This window comes from Chitinophaga sp. 05T412 (assembly GCF_056396465.1).
The window spans coordinates 669244-693337 of the sequence record NZ_JBFTLN010000001.1; the positions used below are offsets into that span (position 1 = coordinate 669244).

Genomic DNA, 24094 nt, shown 5'->3' on the forward strand with positions numbered 1-24094 from the left:
CAGTGGCCCGGGTATATTGATTAAAAAGCCAGGTGTTGTGTTTTTGAATCCTCTAAAACTTCATTCCTATGTACCTGAACCAGCACGAGATTCAATCTCTACTCAATAAAAGCTTTGACAACTTCGTTGATTTTGTCAATACGTTACCGGATATACGCTTTACCGCATCCCCTTACGGTAAATGGTCCGCTGGTCAGCAACTGGACCACCTTACCAAATCCATCCGACCTATCAGCAGCGCATTGGCATTTCCTAAAGTGACCTTACGCTACTTTGGGGTTAGCCAATTACCTTCACGCCCCTACGATAAACTGGTGGAAGATTACCAATTGGCGCTGAATACCGGCCGTAAAGCAGGCCGCGCCTATCAGCCCGGCGTGATCTATCCTACGCAGCGGACGGCGCTACTACAAGGTTTCCTTCTCCAGCAAAAAAAATTAGCAGACAGACTTCCCCAATGGTCAGAAACTGACCTGGATAAATATCGTTTACCACATCCTTTGCTGGGAAAAATCACGATCCGGGAAATGCTGTATTTTATTGCACATCATAACCAGCACCACCTGAACAGCCTGAAAAATCAGGAGCTGCAAGGACATACCTGGGAGAACCAATTACAACAACTGATATTTTAGAGCTGAAAGCATAAAGCCGAAAGCATAAAGCTATTGAGGCGAATGATCAGAGCGAATAATTCTACGCTTTAATCATTCGCCTCAATAGCTTTATGCTTTCGGCTTTATGCTTTCAGCTTCTTAAGATACTGCTTTGTTGTTACTTCTGTCAACATCCGCCATCCGCTGACTGGGATCAATTTCCAGCTCTTTAATGTCAGAGAGCGGAATATTCAGTTCCACTTCATAGGTGGGATGCGTCCAGTACCAAACAGGATCGACTACACGTTTTATAGCAGGCGTTTCATTTGGCTTCTCACCATACATGATAGACAACGGAATATAGTGCAGTTCTTTATTGCCATTTTTATTGGTGACCATAAAGTCTATTGGCATCGGCATATATCCTACTCTGCGCAGACGTACTACCGTTTTATTGCCCTTCTCATATACACTGTCGATACCATAATCGATGTGTTTCACGGAATTGATAAAGTACTGCTTATACCAATCCAGTGCAATACCGCTTTCCTTCTCCATTACACGAATGAAATCATTCGCATTCGGATGTTTAAAACGCCACTCATGGTAGTAACGCAACAGACCTGCATCACGATTGGCAGCACCAATCACATAACCCAGCTGCTCCAGGAACACAGCCCCCTTGGAATAAGCCGTGAGACTATATCCATAATTGGTATTATAGTGATCGGAATGTGTGGTAGCCGGTTCTTCGAAAGGACTGCTGGCCAATGCAAAATAGCCTGCATAGGAATCTTCCATCGCATTACGGCCTTTCAGTGAATCAATAGTATTATGAATTACATTGGTTTCTGCGAAAGTGGTAAAACCTTCATCCATCCATGGATACAGGCTTTCATTGGTAGCCAGCATTCCCTGGTACCAACTGTGCATCCATTCGTGCATAGCAACACCATAAAGGCCATCCATCTTTCCATTACCCATAATCAAAGTGCCCATAGGATATTCCATACCGCCATCGCCACCTTGAATAAAAGAATATTGTTCATATGGATAAGCACCATAATGCGCTTTGATATAGGCATAAGCGGCAGGAATCATTTTTGCCAGCTGAGGCCAGGTATCATGGGTATTCTCATTATCGAGGTAGAAGAAGTGAGCAGTAAATCCATCCACTTTCTGTGTAATGTGCTTGTAGTTGGGATCTGCCGCCCACATGAAATCATGCACGTTTGGTGCAATGAAATGCCAGGTGAGTGTATTACCCGCCGGCTGTTTCACTTTCACACCAGGTGCTTCGTAACCATGACCAATTTCATTGGGGTTCTGCAGGTAACCGGTACCACCCAGTACATACTTTTTATCAATGGTAATTTTCACATCATAATCGCCCCATACACCGTAGAATTCACGGGCAATATAAGGGGTAGCATGCCATCCTTCGTAATCATACTCACACATTTTTGGATACCACTGTGCCATAGAAAAATCTACGCCTTCAGCGTTATTACGGCCACTACGGCGGATTTGCACCGGCACCTGTGCTTCAAACTCCATATCAAATACGGCCTTTGAATGTGGCAGGATAGGCTTATCCAACGGCACTTCCAGGATAGTTTCCACTACTTTAAAGTCCTGTGGCTTACCATCTCTTTTTAAGGAAATTATTTTCTGATAGCCTATTTCGTCAGGCTTTAGCTTAGAAATACGATCACGTACACGGTTGTCCCAATCGCGGCGTTCATTGCCTTTCCGGTCTTTTCCGATGACGATTTTTCCGAGCTCGCGGCTACGCACGTCCATCATACTGTTAGGCTGAAAAGCGTTCCAGTACAGGTGATAAAAGACTTTCTTTAATGTATCAGGAGAGTTATTAAAATATTCCAGATGTTGCTGACCTTTGAATTGATTAGCTGGTGCATCTACTTTCACATCCATGGCATATTTCACGCGCTGCTGCCAGCGATCCGACTGTGCACTTAGTTGTAACCAGCTGCCTGCCAGCATAGCAATGGCCAGACAGCACCCTGTTGTAACCCGATGATTCATTCCGTTTCTTTTTGTTTAAACAGCTAAAATAAACATCATTTGGGGTATTTTGATGTTTTGACACGGGTTATTTCGCAGTAGCATCCGTGAATGTGGCGAGGGTATTACCCAGGAAACTGGCATATTGCAGCGCCGCAGGCTCAAAAGCTTTCAGGGCGGCCTTCTTCAGTGGCTTAAATGGTTCCACCGTAATGGCTACGGTGTCTTTTTTGAAGGAGCGCTTCCAGGTACCGATGATCTCTCCATTGTGGACCATGATAGGATTAAAGATACCGTTGATCGTCATTACCTTTTTGGCGAAAGCAGGATCTATGATAGTGCTGCGGTCTTTATAGCCAACAAAATACTCATCAAATCCAGGCAGTAACAGGTGTGTATCAGGTGGTGTTTTCATATTGCCAGGCGCCATCCAATAGGTGATGTCGTTGATGGTTACCGCTTTGAGATCTTTTTGAGCACCCTCCAATCCTGCGCGGGCATCGGTCAGTGATAACCCTGACCAGTTAGCAAAATCAGGCAGCGTAGCCGGACCATGACTGGTAAAATAGCGGTGCGCCAGCGTTACCAGCGCAGCTGGCCGTTCAAGCTTTGTGCTGGCAGCTGCCGGCAACCACTCATCCAGCAGGGTATAGGTAAACAGCTTACCACTCAACGGGCCATTGCAGATCAATCCATCCAGTGCCGCGTGATAAATAATATGATTCATACGGTGATCATCCGTGGCAATACCATTTTCCTGCAGATAGGTGTCCAGGGCCTTACGGGTGAGGTGATTACCGCCTTTAAGAACTTTGGTGATCAGCTGACAGCTACGCTCAATGGAGCCGTCGTCCATTCCCAGTTTTTTGCGCATGCTGTTCATGCGTACTTTCATGCCGGGTGCAATCAACTGCAGCATCCAGCGTACATCTGCGGGTGCTACGAGGTGCAAAGTACCGCGGAAAGCAGTGGTACGGATAATTGATTTATTGCTGATGGCTTTTTCAATAGCGGCATCTGTACTGCCGGGCAGGCGTACACCGATTCCCCATTTGCTGTGGGCGTGTTCCTGGGCCTGCATGGCGCCAAAGAAAGCCACCATTTGGTGCGGCTGTTTAAAACGGGTGTGAAGTAGTTGTTGATGAAGTAATCGTTGAGCAGCAATATCAGTTAGTAACATGGTTAAATGATTTGTAACACAAAACAACAACACCAATGTGACAACCGTATGTCAACAATTTTCAGCGCTTAAAAAAAATTATTCAACTCCCTGTACCACGAGTACAATTTCTCCTTTCACGCCTTTTTCAGCGTAGTAGTCGTGTACTTCCTGCAGGGTGCCGCGTTTATTTTCCTCGAATAATTTGGTGAGTTCACGGCTTACGCTGCATGGGCGATCCGGGCCAAAGTACTGGATGAGATCTGCCAGCGTTCTTACCAGCCTCATTGGCGATTCATAAAATACGATGGTACGCTCTTCTGTAGCCAGTTTGGTAAAGAGGGTATGACGTCCTTTCTTGAGTGGGGGAAAGCCTTCAAAAGCGAAGCGGTTCATGGGAATGCCGCTGTTGACCAGTGCAGGTACAAAAGCAGTGGCGCCAGGCAAACACTCTACCGGAACGCCGTTGCGGCTGCATTCTCTCACCAGTAAAAAGCCTGGATCAGATACGCCTGGGGTACCGGCATCGGTGAGTAAAGCCATGGTTTTGCCACCCTGCATTTGCTGCAGCAGGTGTTGTACTATTTTATGCTCATTGTGCTGATGATAAGCAGTAACGGGCTTACTGATATTATAATGCCGGAGTAATACGCTGGAGGTACGGGTATCTTCCGCCAGGATCAAATCTGCTTCCTCCAGCACTTTTACAGCCCTGTAGGTGATATCGGCGAGGTTGCCGATAGGAGATGGAACAAGGTATAATTTCATAATTCAGGCCCGTATGATGTGTCATGCAAAGAAGCAAAGCAGCAAAGGAGCTTATTTGTCCTTTGCTGCTTTGCTTCCTGCGTAACGCAATTAATTATTGTATTTGTACTTCAAAAGATTCCATTACCTGATTTGCCAGCAGCTTCTGGCAGGCATTCTCAGCGATCTGCCTTGCTTCTTCCTGGCTGGCGGCTTCAATTTGCAGAGTAATGTGTTTACCAATACGTACATCTTGTACCTGGCCCAGGCCGAGGTTCTTGAGACCACCCATTACCGCTTTACCTTGCGGATCTAATAATTCTTTCAGTGGCATCACATTGATATGTGCAGTAAAAGTCATTGTGCTAGAAATTTTGCCGCAAACCTACATTAAAAAATCCAGAATGTTAAACCGCTTGTATTTTAGGCGGTACTGCAACAGATAATATTACGTAACAAATGAATATAAATGGTACGGCTGCAAATTTCAGGAAAGGTATGCTGACTATGGTTAAAGCGATCAGTAAGAAGCGTGGCCAGTTATCAGCCAGGCTTTTATTTTTAAATTTCAGGCTGATCATCGGAATTTCTGCAATCATCAGATAGCACAGCAATCCGATGGTGATATATAGTACCCAGATATTCTGGAACCAATGGCCCAGATTAAAGGGATTAAAAAGTAGAATTAATGGGAAAGATGCCACCAGCAAGGCTACTGCAGGGGTAGGCACGCCGATAAAGTTTTCTGACTGGCGCGTATCTATATTAAACTTCGCCAGGCGATATGCCGCAAAACAAGGCACCAGTAAGGCCGGGGCAAGGTTAAAGAGAGAAACATCAAACACGTCCGGTTGCTGAAAGTAGGCGCTGCGGAGCAGTCGGTACAGCATCATGCCGGGCACTACACCAAAAGTTACCACATCTGCCAGGGAATCCAGCTCTTTACCCATCGGACCGGATACTTTCAGCAAGCGGGCTACCATACCATCGAAAAAGTCGAATATACCAGCCAGCACTACTAGTGCGGAAGCCCAGTATACCGGCTCCGGCGTGATAATCGTATAGTCAGCACCGTTAATTTCTGCGCGATACTCCGGTGCATGTAAAATGCAGATAATAGCCAGCGCCCCGCAAAAAAGGTTACATAGGGTAATAATATTGGGTAGTTGTTTCATCTAATAAGCTTATTCAACGCAAATTACGAATTACAAATTACGAATTACGGATTTGTGAGGAGATTTACGCGAATGATCTTCGCGTTTACTATCTTCTCGCAAATCCGTAATTCGTAATTTGTAATTCGTAATTCTTTTATTTCATCAGGGCTTCTATTTCATCCGCCGTGATCGGAATATTCTTCATCAGGTCCACGTTGCCGTTGGCAGTGAGCCAGATGTTATTTTCGATACGAATACCCATTTTTTCCTGCTCAATATAAATGCCCGGTTCAATGGTCATCACTGCTCCTTCCGGAATAGGCTGATGGAAAGAAGGACCGAGGTCATGAACATCTACCCCCAGGTGGTGAGAAATGCCATGGTACAGGTATTTGCGGTACGCCGGCGTTTCAGGGTCCTGGTTTTTCACTTCTTCTTCTGTGAGCAGACCCAGTTTTATAAATTCTTTGGTAGCTTCCTCACCTACCATTTCATGGTATTTGGCGATGGTGATACCCGGACGCAGAATAGATTTAGCGTAGTTATGCAGGTGCAGGCAGGCGTTATATACCTCCCGCTGACGCGGCGTAAACTTACCATTTACAGGTACGGTACGGGTAAGGTCGGCATTGTAACCGCCGTATTCCGCGCCGAAATCCATGAGGATCAGTTCACCGTCTTTACATTCCTGGTTATTGGATACATAGTGCAGGGTGCGGGCACGGTCGCCGGAAGCAATGATAGAGCCATAAGCTTCACCGGCAGAACGGTTGCGTAGGAATTCGTGCATAATTTCCGCATGAATTTCATGTTCCCATACGCCTGGTTTAATGAACGTTAATAAACGACGGAATGCTTTTTCGGTAATATCCATCGCTTCCTGCATCACCTTAATTTCTTCTGGTGTTTTTATGGCGCGTAATTCCTTGAAGATAACGGCAGCACGCAGGTAGTTGTGCAGTGGATAGCGTACTTTCATTTCCTGGGCATAACGATAATCTCTTACCGGTACCTGGTTTGACTTACGGTTATTTTCGTTGGAATTCAGGTAGATGTTAGCCGCATCGTTGACCCATTGCTGCAATAATGCATCAAGGCTATCTAACCATACTACGGTAGCCATGCCGGAAACGGCGAAGGCTTCGTCTTTACGCAACCTGTGACCATCCCACTTTTCCTTTAACTCGTTAGGTCGCACCAGTACTAATACCTCGCGGTATTTAGGGTCTGGATTATCTGGAAACAACACCACCATGGTATCTTCCTGGTCAATGCCGGTCAGCCAGTACAAATCAGAATTCTGTTTGAACTTATGCAGGGCATCGCCATTGGTGGGCAGTTCATCATTGGAGTTGATAATAGCTATAGACTGTGGCTTCATTTTGGCCACAAAACGCTGGCGGTTCTTTACAAACAGCTGCGGATCTAAGGGCAAATTCTTCATATCTCTTAATTTCAAATGAGGGTCCAAACGTAGGCAAAATTTCGGAGGTAGAAATCGGGAATCAGTAAATTGGTTAATATCTGCAGCGTAAAATGACAAAATCGTACTAATATTTCCTTACAAATATTTAATACTATATTATCCTGTTTTTAGTTTGACAATCCTGCAATGAAACCCGCTCCTATTGAAGATATTGCAATAACCACCCGGAAAATAGTGACTAATTTCTAAATTTCAATGGTATAACACCGATAAAATTTGACAATATCAAAAAATCGCTAGTTTTGCTTTTACACCAAAACAATCTTGCTTTTATGCAAATGAGTAGCGTAAGGAATCCTGTTGCTGACTTACGGGGACTTGGCATAGAGAACGTGGCTAACGTTTATTACCAACTTTCACCCGAAAAACTGGCGGAACAAACTGTCGCCCGTAAACAAGGGGTTTATGCTGACAGCGGGGCATTAGCTGTTAACACCGGACAATACACCGGCCGCTCCCCGAAAGACAAATTCATCGTAAAAGACACCATCACAACGGACACTGTAAACTGGAACGATTTCAACCTCCCTATCTCTGAAGAAAATTTTGATCGTTTATACAGTAAAATCACGCGTTATTTCACCGGAAAAGATGTATGGGTACGTGACTGCTACGCCTGTGCTGACCAGGATTACCGGGTCAACATTAAAGTAATCAGTGAGCTGCCGTGGTCAAGTTTATTTGCATATAACATGTTCCTTCGTCCTACGGAAGAAGAACTGGATTATATGCTCAACGACTGGACCATCATACAGGCGCCCGGCTGCCTGGCTGATCCGGCCACTGATGGTACGCGTCAACAAAATTTCTCTGTTGTAAACTTCGCCAAAAAAATGATCCTCATTGGTGGCAGTGCGTATACCGGAGAAATTAAAAAAGGCATCTTCACGATCCTGAACTACGTATTACCGCACGACAAAAACGTACTGAGTATGCACTGCTCCGCCAACATCGGCGAGCAAGGCGATACTGCTGTATTTTTTGGACTGAGCGGCACTGGTAAAACCACGCTGAGTGCTGATCCTAGCCGCAAACTGATAGGTGACGACGAACACGGCTGGACCGCCAGCGGCGTATTTAATTTTGAAGGTGGTTGCTATGCAAAATGTATTGACCTTTCCGAAGAAAAGGAACCACAAATATTCCATGCCGTTCGCGAAGGCGCCCTGCTGGAAAATATTACCTTCTTCCCAGGTACCAATACAGTGAACTATGCAGATGGTAGCATCACAGAAAACACCCGTGTTTCTTATCCGCTCCACTACATAGAAAACGCACAGGAACCTTCTGTAGGAGGTATTCCGAAGAATATCTTCTTCCTCACCTGCGATGCTTATGGCGTATTACCGCCTATTTCCAGGCTTTCGCCCGGACAGGCTATGTACCAGTTCATTTCTGGCTACACCGCTAAAGTAGCAGGTACAGAAGCAGGTATCACTGAACCTAAATCTACTTTCAGCGCTTGTTTTGGCGCGCCTTTCCTGCCACTCCATCCGGCGCAATATGCACAGATGCTGGGAGAAAGAATGCGTCAGCACAATGTCAATGTGTGGCTGATTAACACCGGCTGGACAGGTGGCGCTTATGGTACCGGTAACCGTATTAAACTCGGTTATACCCGCGCCATGATTACCGCTGCTTTAAATGGACAGCTGAATAACGTAAGCTTCCACGCTCATCCTGTATTTGGCTTCGAAATTCCTGATAACTGCCCTGGTGTACCGGATAACATTCTGGACCCGCGCAATACCTGGGAAAACAAAGACGCGTATGATGCCCAGCTGACTAACCTGGCCGGACAATTTATCCGCAACTTTGAAAAATATGCTGCCGCAGCCGATAAAGAAATACTGGATGCCGCACCAAAAATTTAATGAAATACCTGTGATCTGTTTCTTTTGCTGAGTATCAGCAAAAAGATGTATATGAAAGTTTTGCCTTGTAACTTCCACTGAATAACACGTAAGCTCCTGACGGGCGCAATGCCTGAGCCAAACAAGTTCCCTTGCCGGAACTTGTTTGGCTGGACTTCGGTAACCCTTTCTCTCCTTTCCCTGCCAAATCAGCGTCATCCAATCTTAGTTTTCCTTACCTTTGCACATGCAAATTTTAGACGGTAAACTAGTTTCTGAGGCTATCAAAGCCCAATTAGCCGCTCAGGTGGCTGAATTAAAGGCCGCTGGAAAAAAAATCCCTCATCTGGCCGCCATCTTAGTAGGTAATAACCCGGCAAGTGAAACCTACGTGGCTTCCAAAGTAAAATCATGCGCTGAATGCGGGTACAATTCCACCCTCCTTCGTTTCGATGCACAGATTTCAGAAAAACATCTGCTGGACCAAATCATTCTCCTGAATGAAAATCCGGATGTAGATGGTATTCTTGTTCAACTGCCTTTACCTAAACATATTAATGAAGAACTGGTGATCAATACCATTGATCCCAGCAAAGATGTAGACGGTTTCCATCCCATGAATGTGGGTAAAATGGTCAGCGGCTTGCCCGCATTCATCCCTGCTACCCCTTACGGCATTATGTTACTGCTGGAATATTATAACATTCCTACTAAAGGCAAACATGCCGTAGTGATTGGTCGCAGCCATATTGTAGGCACACCGATGAGCATTTTACTAAGTCGCAATACTAATCCAGGTAATTGTACGGTAACACTCACCCATTCACATACCCACAATCTGGCCGATATCTGCCGGCAGGCAGATATTATCATTGCTGCTATCGGTAAACCCGATTTTGTCACTGCAGATATGGTAAAAGAAGGCGCTGTGATTGTGGATGTAGGTATTAACCGTGTGGAAGATGCCAGCAAAAAGAGCGGTTTCCGCCTGAAAGGAGATGTTAAATTTGATGAAGTAGCACCGAAATGTAGTTATATCAGCCCCGTTCCCGGTGGCGTAGGACCTATGACCATAGCCGCTTTACTCAAAAACACCTACCATGCCGCTATTGGCCTGAGAGGTAGTATGAACTAGGCTAATTGTTAGCTTTTATTAAAATTATCCGTCTGGTGATAAAAAATCAGACCTTTGTGAAGTCATGTCAGTAATAACAAATATTAAAACGACCACTCTCCCACTGATGGAGCGCTTTTATACCATCCAGGGAGAAGGCTTTCATCAGGGCAGGGCAGCCTATTTTATCAGGCTGGGCGGCTGCGACGTAGGCTGCGTATGGTGTGATGTAAAAGATAGCTGGGATGCCGACAAGCACCCGCAAGTAGAAGTAAATGAGATAGTGTCCGAAGCTGCCAGCCATCCTGGCCGCATTGCGGTAGTTACCGGTGGTGAACCACTCCTCCATAACCTGGATGGACTCACTAAATCACTCCATAAACAAGGTTTTCAAACACATATAGAAACCTCCGGCTCCTCCCCTCTTAGCGGAAGCTGGGACTGGATTACTTTATCTCCCAAAAAATTCAAAGCACCTTTACCTGAAATCTGTAAAGTAGCCCATGAATTGAAAGTAGTGATCTTTAACAAAACAGATTTTGCCTGGGCAGAAAAGTATGCTGCACTGGCAGGTAAACACTGTAAGCTGTACCTGCAACCTGAGTGGGAACGCAGTGCAGAAATGACACCGCTGATTACAGAATATATCAAGGACCACCCACAGTGGACCATGTCTCTCCAGATTCATAAGTACATCAACGTACCATAAATAGGGTGTTGTCTTTGAACAGGTTTATGTTCAAAGACAACATCTACTACACTATTTTTCATTAGAATTTCGTTACTTAGAGAGCGAATGTATTCTATGAAAAAAACCTCTCTGTTCATACTGGCTTGCCTGTTGGGCTTTGGGCTGCAAATGCAGGCTCAGACAGTCACCTATGAAACTGCTCCTAAAAAAGCAAAAGCTGCTTTCGACCGCGCCATTGATGCTGTCCGGCTTTATCAAACCGCTGCTGCCATCGGACTACTACAGGAAGCCATCAAAGCTGCTCCCAATTTTACAGATGCTTACGGACAAATGGGTCTCTGCTATGTAGAGCTGAAAAATTATGCAGCGGCTGTTACCGCTTTTGAAAAACTCAAAGAACTGGATAGCAGTGGCCTTCGGCCAGTATCTGTAGCCTATTCCAGGGCAATGGCCGGCACAGGAAATTTCGTAGGGGCGTTACAGTTAATAACCCAATACCTAGCCAATGCAAAATCCAAAAGTCCTACAGCAGAAAAGCTAAAAGCCAATTATGAATTTGCCGTAAACAATCACCGGCAAACGGTACCTTTTCATCCGGAAAACCTCGGAGATCCTGTAAACAGTAAAGACCCGGAATACTTTCCTTCCCTTACCATCGACAGCAAAACATTAATCTTCACCAGACGCGTAAACGGCCGTAATGAAGATTTCTACATCACACACCGGGAAAACAATACCTGGTCTCCAGCCCAAAACATGGGTGAACCCGTAAATTCCTCTTTCAATGAAGGCGCACAGAACATTTCACAAGATGGTACCATGTTGGTATTCACCGGCTGCGAATTTCCGGAAGGTAAAGGCAGCTGCGATCTCTACTACTCGGAGAAAACTGCTCAGGGATGGACCACTCCAAAGAACTTCGGAGCCCCCATCAACACCCGTGACTGGGAATCACAACCCTGTCTCAGCACCGACAAACAAACACTTTATTTTGCACGTGAAACATCAGATAATGGTGCAGATATATTTGTGAGTAACCGGCTGGTGAATGGTCAATGGAGCGTTCCGGAACGCCTGGGACCGAATATTAACACACCTGGCAGGGAAACCACCCCGTTCATTCACGCAGACGGACAAACGCTGTATTTTGCGTCCAATGGTCATCCGGGTTATGGCGGATTGGATATCTTTTACTCCCGCCGCCAACCGGATGGCAGCTGGGGCCCCGCTACCAACCTGGGTTATCCCATCAATACCATTGATGAAGATGCCTCGCTGGTAGTAGAAGCCGATGGTAAAACCGCTTACTTTGCCTCTGATCGTTCAGATACCCGTGGTGCACTCGACATTTACCGCTTTGAATTGTATCCGGAAGCAAGGCCCCTGCAAACGTTGTACGTAAAAGGCTTTGTGTATGATACCCTCACACATGCCCGTTTGGCTACCATCATCGACGTAACAGACCTCCAGGGCGGCTATAGCATTGCCACCGTAAAAACCAACGACAACGGCGATTACCTGGCGCCATTGCCCGTAGGCAGGGATTATGCATTTCACGTAAACCGGAAAGGTTATCTGTTTTATTCCGATAATTTTTCTTTGAAAGACCATAATCCCGGCGTGCCTTACGAAAAAAATATTCCGCTGCAACCACTGGCAGCCAATGCCAGTATTGTGTTACATAATATCTTCTTCGATAGCAAACAATATACGCTGAAACCCGCCTCCGTACTGGAACTGAACAAACTGGTAAATTTATTACTGGATAATCCGGGCGTAAAAATCGCTATAGAAGGATATACAGATAATGTGGGTACGGATAAAGACAATCAGGTATTGTCTGAAAACCGCGCTAAATCAGTCGTGAAATACCTGACAGAAAAAGGCATCGCGGCTAACCGTCTTACTGCCAAAGGTTATGGTGAAAGCAATCCGATTGCCACCAATGACACAGAAGATGGACGAGCCACCAACCGTCGTACCGTATTTAAAATTATTAGCTTATAAAAAATGGACGCAGCCACCTTCTTAACAGCCGCTACATTGGACAACTATCTGTCACGGCTACACGAAAATACATTACCGGAATGGGGAAAAATGAATGCCATTCAAATGTTGGAACACCTCGGCGTGGGGCTGGCATTTTCCAGTAATAAACGGGGGGAACTGCCCATTGTAACCCCTGCAGATAAAATAGAACGTTACAAACAATTTTTATATAGTGAGATGGAAATGCAGCATAGCCTTCCTTCTCCGCTCCAGGGCGACGAGCCGCCGGCAACGCATACCGTTTCTATTGCCACGGCAAGGGAATATTTACTGGCAGAAATCGATGACTTCAATACTTACTTCCGGCAACATCCGGAAGCTAAAACAGTACACCATATTTTCGGAAAACTGAATTATGAAGAATGGCAGCTGTTTCATCGCAAACATTTCCTGCATCACTTTAAGCAATTCGGCATTTTGTAAATCACTGCTTAAATAAAAAGGCCGCCACGCGTAACGCGTGGCGGCCTTTTGCTATGTATATGCGATCAGTAATTTCTCAACCTGCTTTGCATAATGGAATCCTTCTGCTGAGTAGTAAGCTTATACTGAAAATTGTATAACGCGCCTTCCCAGTCGCCGTACATTGGATTAGGCAACACAATAAAACGACTACCGAAGCTGGCAGCAGCTTGTAACGCCGCAGCATTCCGTTCATCTGCCGGCTTTTTATCGAAGATAGCAGCAAAGTCGCCGAGGTTATCACCAAACAACAGCACGATATCATATTGTTGTAACACCTGTTGTCTGCGGGGTTCTTTCCCGGAAGTAGTTGTTTTCAACAACAGGTGCTGATCATCTGCGTCTGGGAATTGGTACTGCTGCAGATTCTTCAGCGTAACGGTTCTTTCACTTTCAGCACGATTGGTGATATAAAATACTTTCACACCTTTAGAAGCAGCATACTTAAAAAATGCAGGCGCGCCGGGAACGGTGTCAGCAGCGGCTTTGGCGGTCCATTCCATCCAGCTTTTGTCATCGTATCCTTTACCTGCCAGCGCCTGATGCACGGAATAAGGACTGTTGTCCAATACTGTTTCATCAATGTCCGTTACTACCGCCAGTGGCTTATTGCCTTTGCTGGCGAGATATTGGTCCAGTCGTAATGCAGCCAGCTGATATGCCTGCAAACACAGGGCCTTGTACTCACCCGATTGTTGCTGCCATAACGCAGCCCATGCCGGGCCACCTGGAATCAAGGTGGTAGCTTTCGTTTTTTCTGCTACCGGCTGCGTTGTTTTACAGGCAAACAACGCCATCATCAGTACTCCTGTCAATATCCATTTCATCTTCATAAAAATATCCGTTAGTGGCTGCAAAAATAATTCATGTGCCGCACAAAAAGTGCCATGAGAAAATTGTAAATTATGCGGAAATATTGTTTGTTATGCCCCAGGAATTAATGTACCAGATCGCATTAACCCGTATTCCCCTGATCGGTGATGTGATTATTAAAAAGCTGCTGGAGTATTTTGGTAGCGCCGGCAACATATTCAAAGCAAAAAAATATGAACTGGAAAGAATTGAAACGGTAGGTGTGGTACGTGCAGCTGCGCTCTGTGGTTACCGCGACTTTGCCCCTATTGAAAAAGAAATAGCTTTTATGGAAAAATACAGGATACAGCCGCTGTTTTGTACAGATCCGGCTTATCCACAGCGGCTGTTACATTGCTATGATAACCCTGCCATGTTGTATTATAAAGGCAATGCTACCTTGAATCCTCCCCGGGTAGTCAATATTGTAGGAACGCGGCATCCTTCCAGCTATGGACGGGCAATGACGGAAATACTGGTAAACGAGCTGGCTACAGCCGGCATTACCATTGTAAGCGGGTTAGCCTATGGTATCGACCTGATTGCCCATAAATCCGCCTTAAAAGCACATACACCCACTATTGGGGTGCTGGCACATGGGCTGGACCGGATTTATCCGCCGGCGCATAAACAACTGGCCGTGGAAATGCTGGAACAGGGAGGGCTGCTCACCGACTTTATGAGTCAAACGCAGCCTGACCGGCAAAACTTCCCCAAACGTAACCGGATAGTGGCGGGCATTTGTGACGCCACTATTGTGATAGAAAGCGGGATACGCGGCGGTTCTCTCATCACTGCCGATCTGGCCAATGGCTATAACCGGGATGTATTCTGTGTGCCGGGACGACTGGAAGATCCGCAATCGGCCGGCTGTAATTACCTGATCCGGCAAAATAAAGGCATACTGCTTACTGGCGCCGCCGATATACTGGAGCTGATGGGCTGGGCAGCGTCTCCAACAGTCCAATTGCCCGGCAGCAAGCCACCAGCGCTATTTCCGGACCTAAGCCCCGACGAACAGCTCATTCTGACGCTTTTCCGGGAAAAGTCGCGGCGCCACCTGGAAGAATTGTACCTGCAAAGTCATTTATCGGGTAGCCAGGTGGCTACGGCCGTGTTTAATCTGGAGATGCAAAGTGTGCTTCGCAGCCTGCCAGGACAGCTCTACGAGCTAATTTGACGGAAACTTGTTAATGATTTATTAACGGGGCATCCGGTGATTATTTTATTTATTGGGTAATAATCTGTACATTTGCGTGCAATTATTTTTTAACTGATTAATAGTTGCATCATGCCTGCGGGAAAATCTAAACCCAAATTTGTAGCTGACGGACTAACATTCGATGATGTGCTCCTGGTACCGGCCTACTCTGAAGTTCTGCCTAAAGAAGTAAATCTCTCTACGCAATTAACAAAAAACATACGTCTGAACATACCAATGGTATCGGCAGCGATGGATACTGTTACTGAAGCCACTTTGGCAATTGCACTTGCGAGAGAAGGTGGAATAGGTATTCTCCACAAAAACATGAGCATCGAACGCCAGGCCGAAATGGTTAGGCGCGTTAAGCGCAGTGAAAGCGGAATGATCATTGATCCCGTTACCCTGAAAGGCGACGCTACCATTGGTGAAGCGTTGAGACTTATGAAGGAAAACGGCATTGGTGGTATTCCCATTATTGACGACCACAACAAACTGGTAGGTATCCTTACCAACAGAGACTTACGGTTTGAAAAGAATAAAAAACGTCTGGTAAAAGACGTGATGACCAGCGAAAACCTGATCACCGCACCAGAAGGCACTGACCTGAAAAAGGCAGAAAAAATTCTCCAGCAATATAAAATCGAAAAATTACCTGTTGTTAATAAACAAGGTAAACTGGCAGGACTGATCACTTACCGTGATATTCTGCAGTTGACCAGCTACCCTAATGCAGTAAAAGACGAATTTGGTCGTTTACTCGTAGGTGCGGCACTGGGTATTACCGCTGACTTACTGGACCGCGCACAGGCATTGATTAATGTAGGTGTGGATGTAGTTTGTCTGGATAGCTCTCATGGCCACTCTATCGCGGTATTAAACAACCTGAAAAAATTAAAGAAAACCTTCCCTAAACTGCAGGTAATTGCGGGTAACGTAGCTACTGCAGAAGGTGCACTGGCACTGGCGCAAGCAGGTGCTGATGCGGTAAAAGTAGGGGTAGGACCTGGTTCTATCTGTACCACCCGTATCGTAACAGGAGCAGGTTTCCCTCAGCTCTCCGCCGTAATGGAAGCAGCAGATGCACTGAAGAAACTGGGTATCCCGGTAATTGCAGATGGTGGTATCCGTTATACCGGTGATATGGTGAAAGCCCTCGCAGCAGGTGCTTCTACCATCATGGCAGGATCTATCTTTGCCGGTGTGGAAGAAAGCCCCGGAGAAACTATCATCTACGAAGGACGTAAATTCAAATCCTACCGTGGTATGGGTTCTATTGAAGCCATGCAGGAAGGTAGTAAAGATCGTTACTTCCAGGATGAAGATGATATCAAGAAACTGGTACCAGAAGGTATTGTGGGCCGCGTTCCTTACAAAGGCATGCTCTCTGAAATTGTACAACAATTTGTAGGTGGCTTACGTGCAGGTATGGGTCTCACTGGTTCTAAAGATATCAAGACTTTACAAGGTGCACAATTTGTAAAAATTACAGCTGCTACCGTAAAAGAAAACCACCCGCATGATGTGGTAATCACCAAGGAAGCACCTAACTATAGCAGATAATCACAATAATATAACAGAACGCCTCGCACTAAACCGCGGGGCGTTTTTGTTTTCAGGCATCCGCCGCTTATCTTCGCCTATATCCGTAATTCATCATTTCTAATTCGTAATTCTTCAATGAAGAAGCCTTACCTGCTCCTGAGCATTTTAAGTGGATTGATTTTCTGGCTTGCCTGGCCTACCATGCCGCTTACGCCGCTAATTTTTGTTGCCTTTACGCCGTTGTTGTATATCAGCGAAAAAGTGCAGCACCGCGGAAAATATTTTGGACTTGTTTTTAGTGCGTTTCTGATATGGAATGTTGCTTCTACCTGGTGGGTGGGCAATACTACCTTGCCAATGAGCGGTGTATTTGCCAACTGCTTCAATGCGTTGCTCATGAGTATTCCATGGCTGGCTTATAAAAACAGCCGCAGAAGATTACCGGAACCCGTAGCTTACTTTGCCCTGATCGTATATTGGTTAACGTTTGAATACATCCATCAAACCTGGGAATTTAGCTGGCCCTGGCTGGTGCTTGGTCACGCCTTTGCCCTTCGGCCCGGCTGGATACAATGGTATGAATTTACTGGTACCAGCGGCGGTTCATTCTGGGTATTGAGCGTAAACGTGTTGACATATAGCGTATGGAAACGTAACCGCATATACGATTTCACGACAAAGCAGCTGTTACGTGAAATATGGAAGCCTGCTGCAGCGATTATCCTGCCCCTGGTTATTTCGGCTTTCATTTCTCCTACCCCGGACGATCCGGCGCGCAAAACTGAGGTAGTAGTGGTACAACCTAATATTGACCCCTACGATGAAAAATTCACCGCTGGTTCGGTGATGGATCAGCTGGGAAAAATGATGCGCCTCACGGCAGAAAAAGCGGATAGCAATACCCGTTATATTATCTGGCCGGAAACAGCATTGTTTCCACAAGGCGCCTGGGAGCATGAGCTGAATTATCAGTCTGAAGTAATGGCCATCCGGGAGATGTTGCATAAATACCCTAAAGCTAAACTGATTAGCGGGGCCGTTACCATGAAGCGTTATAGCAGTACAGATGAAACTCCCGCTACCGCCAGAACGATGAACGACGGTACCCGCTGGGATGCCTATAATAGTGCTGTACAAATAGACACCACCCGAAGCATCCAGGTATATCACAAATACGAACTGGTGCCCGGCGCAGAACTGGTGCCTTATGTTCGTTATCTGTCTTTCATGCAAAGCGTAGCCCTTGATTTTGGCGGTATTTCCGGCAGCTATGGCCGTATGCCTGGTGTAGAATTATTGACAAACCCGGCAGACAGCATCAACGTTTTTCCGGTCATCTGTTACGAATCAGTATTTAGTAATTATATCGCCACACATATTAAACCCGGCGCCAATTTATTAGTCATTATCACCAATGATGGATGGTGGGGTAATACCGAAGGGCATCGGCAGCATTTGCAATATGCCAGGATTCGTGCCATTGAAACCCGCCGCTGGGTAGCCCGCTGCGCCAATACCGGTATATCCGCCGTTATTGATCCGGCAGGAAATGTGTACCAACCACAACCCTATTGGCAGCAAGCTGTTTTTAAAGCAACTGTAACACCGAGGACGGGTCTTACGTTCTATGTAAAAAATGGCGATCTGGTGTCGAAAGCCGCATTAATATTTTGTATCTTGTTCCTGGTACATGCTTTTATTTCACGATTTATTCCCGGTTTAAAACATGCGGAAATCAATCAGTAACGGAAACATTACCTGGTTAGATGAAGGCCAGGGCACAACAGTAGTGCTTATCCACGGCTTTGCAGAAAACTCAGGCATCTGGAACATACAAACATCGCAGCTTAAAAATCAATACCGCGTCATTGTACCGGATTTACCGGGAACCGCAGTATCTCCATTAACTACTCCCTTGAGTATCAATAGTATGGCGGAGTACGTATATGCGATCCTGTTAGCAGAAAATATTAAGGATGCAGTGATCATTGGTCACTCTATGGGTGGATATGTGGCGCTGGCGCTGGCGGAAAAATATCCTGCTATGCTAAAAGGGCTGGGCCTTTTTCATTCCACCGCCAAAGCTGATAGTGAAGAAAAAAAAGAAGGCAGGCGGAAATCCATTAAATTAATGGAACAATACGGCCCGGAAACATTTTTACGGCAAACATTGCCCAACATGTTTAGTCCTGCTACTAAAAGTGCCTTGTCCGCTGAAGTAGACGCTTATATAAAAATGGGTATGGAGTGCGAACTACCTGCACTGAAAGCTTATTATCAAGCAATGGCAGCGCGGCCAGATCGCACCGATGTGTTGAAAACCTGTCCTGTACCGGTATTATTTGTGATCGGGAAAGATGATAACGCTGTGCCGTTGGATAACATCTTACCCCAAATAACTTTACCGCGGGTAAGCAACATTCATATATTCGACAATGTGGGCCACATGGGTATGTGGGAAATAGGAACAATAAGTAACGTGATATTAGAACAGTTTATAGCATTTTGTCAACTATAATCTTAAAAATCACATGTTGTGAAAAAACTATTTGCCATCCTGCTATGCATGGTGTGCGCCCTGGTGGCGCAAGCCAGTCATATTATAGGTGGTCAGGTGTACTACAAGTTCATCAGCCGCAGTACTAACAACATGTTGACCTATTCCGTTACCCTCAAATTATATCGTATCTGCGGTACCGGTCCCAGGATCGCAGCAATGCCTACCGCTGTATATCTTTCTGCTTTTGATAAAAGCAACTACTCCCGCGTAGGTGATTACCTGACCAGGAGAACGCTGTTCGAAGAAAAAACGCTCGCGAAAATAGATCCCTGCATCGTCAATCCCCCTACTATCTGCTACCAGATAGGTACGTATACCACCACCATTGTGGTACCGGCTAACAAGGAAGGCTATACGATTGCTTTTCAGAGCTGCTGCCGCGATCCCTTTATGCTAAACATTGTAGCAGAGCCCCTCGACGATGGTAGCGGAGACGTAGGTACCGGCGCTACTTATTATGTAGATATTCCCGGTAGCACCCTGAATGCACAAAATAATTCCAGTCCTACTTTTAATAAGGAAGAAGCCACCCTGGTATGCGCGGATAAAAAATTCACCTACGACTTCTCCGCCACCGACCCGGATGGCGACGAACTGAGGTATGAATTCTGTACTGCTTACAAAGGAGGCGCGTTAACAGATGGCAGAAATAACGTCCCCCCCGCTGCAGTTAATCCACCCTATCAACCAGTGACCTACAAATCATCTTTTTCCGGTGGCAGTCCACTGGGACTAAATGTACAGATAGACCCCAAAACGGGCATCATTTCAGGTATTGCACCCGCAGCAGGAAAATACGTGGTAACAGTATGCGTAAACGAATATCGCAACGGAAAACAAATAGGTACCCTACGTAAAGATTTCCATATCAACATCACCACCTGTGTAAAACAGGTGACCGCTTCGATGCCCGACAAGTACAATGACTGTAAAGATTTCACCATCACCTTTACTAACAACAGTACACTCGGAAAGCCATATACCTGGGACTTTGGAGATGGCACTACGCTTACCACCAACAGTACAGCGCCTTTCACGCATACCTATGCGAAAAAAGGGGTGTATACCGTAAAGATGTGGGTAGATAAACTCAGCAATTGCGGCGATAGCGCTACAGCGCTCGTATATGCGTTTCCGGTATTAAAAGCCGGATATACCGCCGCCGGTTTCTGCGCAAATAAAGAAACCAGGTTTACTTCTACGTCTACTACTACCGGAGGTACTATTGCTTATTCAAAATGGGATTTCGGTAATGGTGATACTTCCAATATCACGAGCCCTAACTATGCTTATAAAACGCCTGGTACGTATAATGTAAAGCTATATGTACGGGATAATAACGGTTGCGAACAAACGATTTCCAATTCCGTCATTATTTACGATAAGCCACCATTTAAAGCTACTGCAGATACGCTGCTTTGTTCAAAAGACAGTTTACATATGTGGGCTACCAGTACGGTGCCCGGTAAATTTAACTGGACGCCGGACAACTACTTCATATTACACCCTAATACCCCTGATCCTATTGTATTTCCGCCGCGTACATATATCTATAAAGTCATGTTTACGGATAACGAGGGATGTGTGAATGATAAAAATGTAATGGTAGATGTAAGAGATACTATTCACGTACAAACCATTTCTGATAGCACGGTGTGTACCAATGATGAAATTCATCTCGAATCTATGGCAGATGGGCTGTATACCTACCGCTGGACGGATCTGGACCAGCGCAAAGTAGTATCCACCAACCCTGATGCGTATGTAACACCTGCGCCTCCTAAGCAATCTTATGAAGTACAGGTAGCGTTGGGGAAATGTCGTTCTGCCGATACCGTTACCCTTAAGGTAGTGGACCCACCAAAGCCCACCGCTGCACCGGATACCACTGTTTGTTTCGGTGTGCCTTTAACACTGCGGGCTACTGGCGGCGCCTACTACCGCTGGTCGCCGGCTTACTATGTTGATAGTCCATCGTCCCGCATTACGGTGGCCCGGCCGGCAGATACCACTTTATTTACGGTAACTGTAACGGATACACTCGGATGCCCTAAACCTATCACTGCCACCGCGTTAGTAAAAGTAGTACCGAAAGTCCGCGCCTTCGCCGGCAACGATACCATTATTATGTTGAACACGCCCTTCCAGCTCCATGCTACCGGGGGCGTACGCTATGCCTGGACCCCGCCAGACGGATTAAATAGCCGCAGCATTTATAATCCGGTTACTACGTATAACCATGACATTACATATACCGTTACCGCCTATACGCAGGAAGGTTGTTCCGGTACGGACAACATTTTTGTTCGCTTCATGAAAGGGCCGGAGATTTATATACCTAACGCATTCTCTCCCAATGGCGATGGTGTAAATGATGTTTTCCGCCCGCTGCCGGTGGGCATTGTACAAACAGAATTCTTCCGCGTATTTGATCGCTGGGGTAAGCTGGTTTACTCTTCCACGGCCTATTTAAAGGGATGGGATGGTACCGTCAACGGACAACCTGCCGCCATCGCTACCTATGTTTGGGTAGTACAGGGAAAAGATATCAGCAACAACACCATTCAACGTAAAGGCACCGTCACACTGATAAGATAAAGTTCACGGAAATGAACCGGATCTGCTTTTTTTTTGTTAAATTCAGATAGCAGTATCCCCCATCATGAAGAGAGCAGTTTTATTGATATTGAGCTGCTGTTTGTTCCCTATACTCGCAGCTGGATATCACATCATTGGTGGCGAAATTTATTACAAAACATTAGGAAGGAGCGGAGATAATATACGCTACCGTTATCTCATCACCCTCAAGCTATACCGCGACGCAGACTTCACCTGCGGCGACCGACAAGGGTGTATCGACAAATTTGAAAATCCCGTTACCGCTAATGTATTCAATTCCAGTGGCTCCAAAGTGATGTCTTCTGTATATATGTATATTTCCGAAACACGTCCCCTGATTGATACGCTGAAAAATCCTTGTCTGGCACCACAGGCACAACACCTGGAGGTAGCTTTCTATACTGCAGTAATAGAATTGGCGCCTATTCCCGGTGGCTACTATGTATCTTCACAACGTTGCTGCCGCGGTGAAAGACTGAATAATATTTATGATTCAGAACACGAAGGTTCCACCTACTACACCGTTATTCCCGGTACCGAATCAAGACCTTTTAACAACAGCGCTTATTTCAATAAAGACACCTCCATTGTTATTTGCAGCTCCATGCCATTTACATTAGATTATGCAGCGTATGATGAAGATGGTGATAGTCTTACTTATAATCTTTGCAGTGCGTTAACAGACGGTTCTGCCAATAACGAAAATACATCTACCACACCACCTCCCTACAACACCACTGTACGATACATACCGCCCTATTCCGGCAGTAATCCGATGAATGGAGCACCTGGCATTTCTATATCATCCAAAGGGCTGATTACCTGCACGCCTAATCAACCGGGTAAATATGTGGTAACGGTATGCGTGAATGAATACGATCCATACACCAAACAATTTCTGGGCACCCATAGTAAGGATATTTTACTCACCGTATTCAATTGTCAAACCAACATCACCGCCACCTTCCCATCGGTGCTGGCTAATTGTACGGAAGATCCCGCCTTACATGTGCCTATCAGTAATGCCAGCATAGCCGGTTATTCATCTACCTACTACTGGACATTCGGTGATGGTACCGATACCCTTACCAACACCAGAACCATGTTCTATCACCAGTATCCGGACACGGGCGTGTATAAAGTGAAAATGGTGGTCAATCCCGGACTGGCCTGTACTGACAGCACTGAAGGTACCGTTTACAATTATCCCGGATTAAAAGCGGGCTTTACTACTACTGGCGTGTGCAAAGGAGATCCAATACAGTTTAATGATACTTCCTCTTACTACTATGGTCACATTACGTCGCATGTATGGGATTTCGGCTCCAGTGATGGCACCATTACGTCGGGTGTACAACAATCAATGGCACACACCTATACTAAAGGTGACGTATATACGATTTCACTGACGCTGCTCACTGATAAAAAATGTGAAAAAACCATTACCAAAAATATCCGGATTTATGAAGTCACTCCGTTTGCCGGTAACGACACTATACTGGCCCGGGGACAACCACTGGTGATGCAGGGTAGCGGCGGTGAGATATATTCCTGGACACCTTCGGATGGTTTATCAGATCCCAACATTGCACATCCGGTGTTACACTACAACCGGGATATTGCTTTTAAGCTACGGGTATCCAACCAACAGGGATGCTTTGGTTATGCAGCGGTGAGTGTAAAATATTACACCGGCCCCGAAATGTATATCCCGAATGCATTTACACCAAATGGCGATGGGCAGAATGACCGCTTCCGGTTTATTCCCGTTGGTATTACGTCCTATAAATACTTCCGTATTTACAACCGCTGGGGCGTAGAAATTTATGCCTCCACTGATTTCCGCAATGGATGGGATGGCACCTTCAAAGGCGCGCCAGCGCCTGTAGACACCTATATCTGGATATTGGAGGGCATCGACTTCAACGGCCAACAAATTCAGAAAAAAGGAACCGTCACACTGATCCGCTGATCC

The 24094-nt window shown here is 45.8% G+C and carries 19 protein-coding genes; 12 read left to right on the forward strand and 7 right to left on the reverse strand.

All coding sequences use genetic code 11. From position 1 onward, the window contains the following. Window positions 1-68 precede the first annotated feature (68 nt). Entirely contained in the window at window positions 69-635 is a 567-nt protein-coding gene (locus AC1DFM_RS02520) for a DinB family protein (RefSeq protein ID WP_477075155.1), read from the forward strand. Window positions 636-755: 120 nt separating this feature from the next. Here AC1DFM_RS02520 and AC1DFM_RS02525 read toward each other — a convergent pair whose 3' ends face one another. From AC1DFM_RS02525 to AC1DFM_RS02550, 6 genes are all read right to left on the reverse strand, one after another. Continuing rightward, complete coding sequence (locus AC1DFM_RS02525; protein WP_477075156.1) at window positions 756-2645, reverse strand: M1 family metallopeptidase; 1890 nt, start codon at window positions 2643-2645, stop codon at window positions 756-758. A 67-nt stretch (window positions 2646-2712) separates the two neighbouring features. After that, entirely contained in the window at window positions 2713-3804 is a 1092-nt protein-coding gene (locus AC1DFM_RS02530) for a winged helix DNA-binding domain-containing protein (protein ID WP_477075157.1), read from the reverse strand. 78 nt (window positions 3805-3882) lie between these two features. Then, window positions 3883-4551 carry a 16S rRNA (cytidine(1402)-2'-O)-methyltransferase gene (gene rsmI / locus AC1DFM_RS02535; protein WP_477075158.1) on the reverse strand — a complete coding sequence of 223 codons (669 nt, stop codon included), beginning with the start codon at window positions 4549-4551 and terminating at the stop codon, window positions 3883-3885. 94 nt (window positions 4552-4645) lie between these two features. Then, window positions 4646-4891: a phosphoribosylformylglycinamidine synthase subunit PurS gene (purS, locus tag AC1DFM_RS02540; protein ID WP_291922868.1), complete on the reverse strand. Its 246-nt coding sequence runs from the start codon at window positions 4889-4891 to the stop codon at window positions 4646-4648. Window positions 4892-4937: 46 nt separating this feature from the next. Continuing rightward, the gene (locus tag AC1DFM_RS02545) at window positions 4938-5705 is read right to left on the reverse strand and encodes a CDP-alcohol phosphatidyltransferase family protein (protein ID WP_477075159.1); all 768 of its coding nucleotides are present in this window, start codon (window positions 5703-5705) and stop codon (window positions 4938-4940) included. 136 nt (window positions 5706-5841) lie between these two features. After that, a complete protein-coding gene (locus tag AC1DFM_RS02550) occupies window positions 5842-7131 on the reverse strand; it encodes an aminopeptidase P N-terminal domain-containing protein (protein ID WP_477075160.1) in 1290 nt (429 codons plus the stop codon). A 314-nt stretch (window positions 7132-7445) separates the two neighbouring features. Here AC1DFM_RS02550 and pckA point away from each other — a divergent pair, with 314 nt between their 5' ends. The 5 genes from pckA (at window position 7446) to AC1DFM_RS02575 (ending at window position 13303) form a co-directional block, all read left to right on the forward strand. Further along, window positions 7446-9047 carry a phosphoenolpyruvate carboxykinase (ATP) gene (pckA, locus tag AC1DFM_RS02555; protein ID WP_477075161.1) on the forward strand — a complete coding sequence of 534 codons (1602 nt, stop codon included), beginning with the start codon at window positions 7446-7448 and terminating at the stop codon, window positions 9045-9047. A 226-nt stretch (window positions 9048-9273) separates the two neighbouring features. Continuing rightward, window positions 9274-10161, forward strand: a complete 888-nt coding sequence (folD, locus tag AC1DFM_RS02560; RefSeq protein ID WP_477075162.1) for a bifunctional methylenetetrahydrofolate dehydrogenase/methenyltetrahydrofolate cyclohydrolase FolD — start codon at window positions 9274-9276, stop codon at window positions 10159-10161. A gap of 64 nt (window positions 10162-10225) precedes the next feature. Beyond that, entirely contained in the window at window positions 10226-10849 is a 624-nt protein-coding gene (locus AC1DFM_RS02565) for a 7-carboxy-7-deazaguanine synthase QueE (protein WP_477075163.1), read from the forward strand. Between the two features lie 96 nt (window positions 10850-10945). Then, window positions 10946-12838 carry an OmpA family protein gene (locus AC1DFM_RS02570; RefSeq protein WP_477075164.1) on the forward strand — a complete coding sequence of 631 codons (1893 nt, stop codon included), beginning with the start codon at window positions 10946-10948 and terminating at the stop codon, window positions 12836-12838. Between the two features lie 3 nt (window positions 12839-12841). Then, a complete protein-coding gene (locus AC1DFM_RS02575; RefSeq protein ID WP_477075165.1) occupies window positions 12842-13303 on the forward strand; it encodes a DinB family protein in 462 nt (153 codons plus the stop codon). Window positions 13304-13368: 65 nt separating this feature from the next. Here AC1DFM_RS02575 and AC1DFM_RS02580 read toward each other — a convergent pair whose 3' ends face one another. Next, window positions 13369-14175, reverse strand: coding sequence for a 5'-nucleotidase, lipoprotein e(P4) family (locus AC1DFM_RS02580; protein ID WP_477075166.1), 807 nt, complete (start codon window positions 14173-14175; stop codon window positions 13369-13371). 92 nt (window positions 14176-14267) lie between these two features. Between AC1DFM_RS02580 and dprA the strand changes: the two genes are divergently transcribed. The 6 genes from dprA (at window position 14268) to AC1DFM_RS02610 (ending at window position 24091) form a co-directional block, all read left to right on the forward strand. Then, window positions 14268-15374 (forward strand): DNA-processing protein DprA, encoded by a 1107-nt coding sequence (gene dprA, locus AC1DFM_RS02585; RefSeq protein ID WP_477075167.1) that lies wholly within the window; start codon window positions 14268-14270, stop codon window positions 15372-15374. A gap of 111 nt (window positions 15375-15485) precedes the next feature. Continuing rightward, window positions 15486-16958, forward strand: coding sequence for an IMP dehydrogenase (guaB, locus tag AC1DFM_RS02590; RefSeq protein WP_477075168.1), 1473 nt, complete (start codon window positions 15486-15488; stop codon window positions 16956-16958). A gap of 117 nt (window positions 16959-17075) precedes the next feature. Next, window positions 17076-18686 carry an apolipoprotein N-acyltransferase gene (gene lnt / locus AC1DFM_RS02595; protein WP_477075169.1) on the forward strand — a complete coding sequence of 537 codons (1611 nt, stop codon included), beginning with the start codon at window positions 17076-17078 and terminating at the stop codon, window positions 18684-18686. Then, complete coding sequence (locus tag AC1DFM_RS02600; RefSeq protein ID WP_477075170.1) at window positions 18667-19458, forward strand: alpha/beta fold hydrolase; 792 nt, start codon at window positions 18667-18669, stop codon at window positions 19456-19458. Before lnt ends, AC1DFM_RS02600 begins: the two co-directional genes overlap by 20 nt. 18 nt (window positions 19459-19476) lie before the next feature. Then, window positions 19477-22098 carry a PKD domain-containing protein gene (locus AC1DFM_RS02605; RefSeq protein WP_477075171.1) on the forward strand — a complete coding sequence of 874 codons (2622 nt, stop codon included), beginning with the start codon at window positions 19477-19479 and terminating at the stop codon, window positions 22096-22098. A gap of 64 nt (window positions 22099-22162) precedes the next feature. After that, window positions 22163-24091, forward strand: a complete 1929-nt coding sequence (locus AC1DFM_RS02610; protein ID WP_477075172.1) for a gliding motility-associated C-terminal domain-containing protein — start codon at window positions 22163-22165, stop codon at window positions 24089-24091. The last annotated feature ends 3 nt before the right edge of the window (window positions 24092-24094 follow it).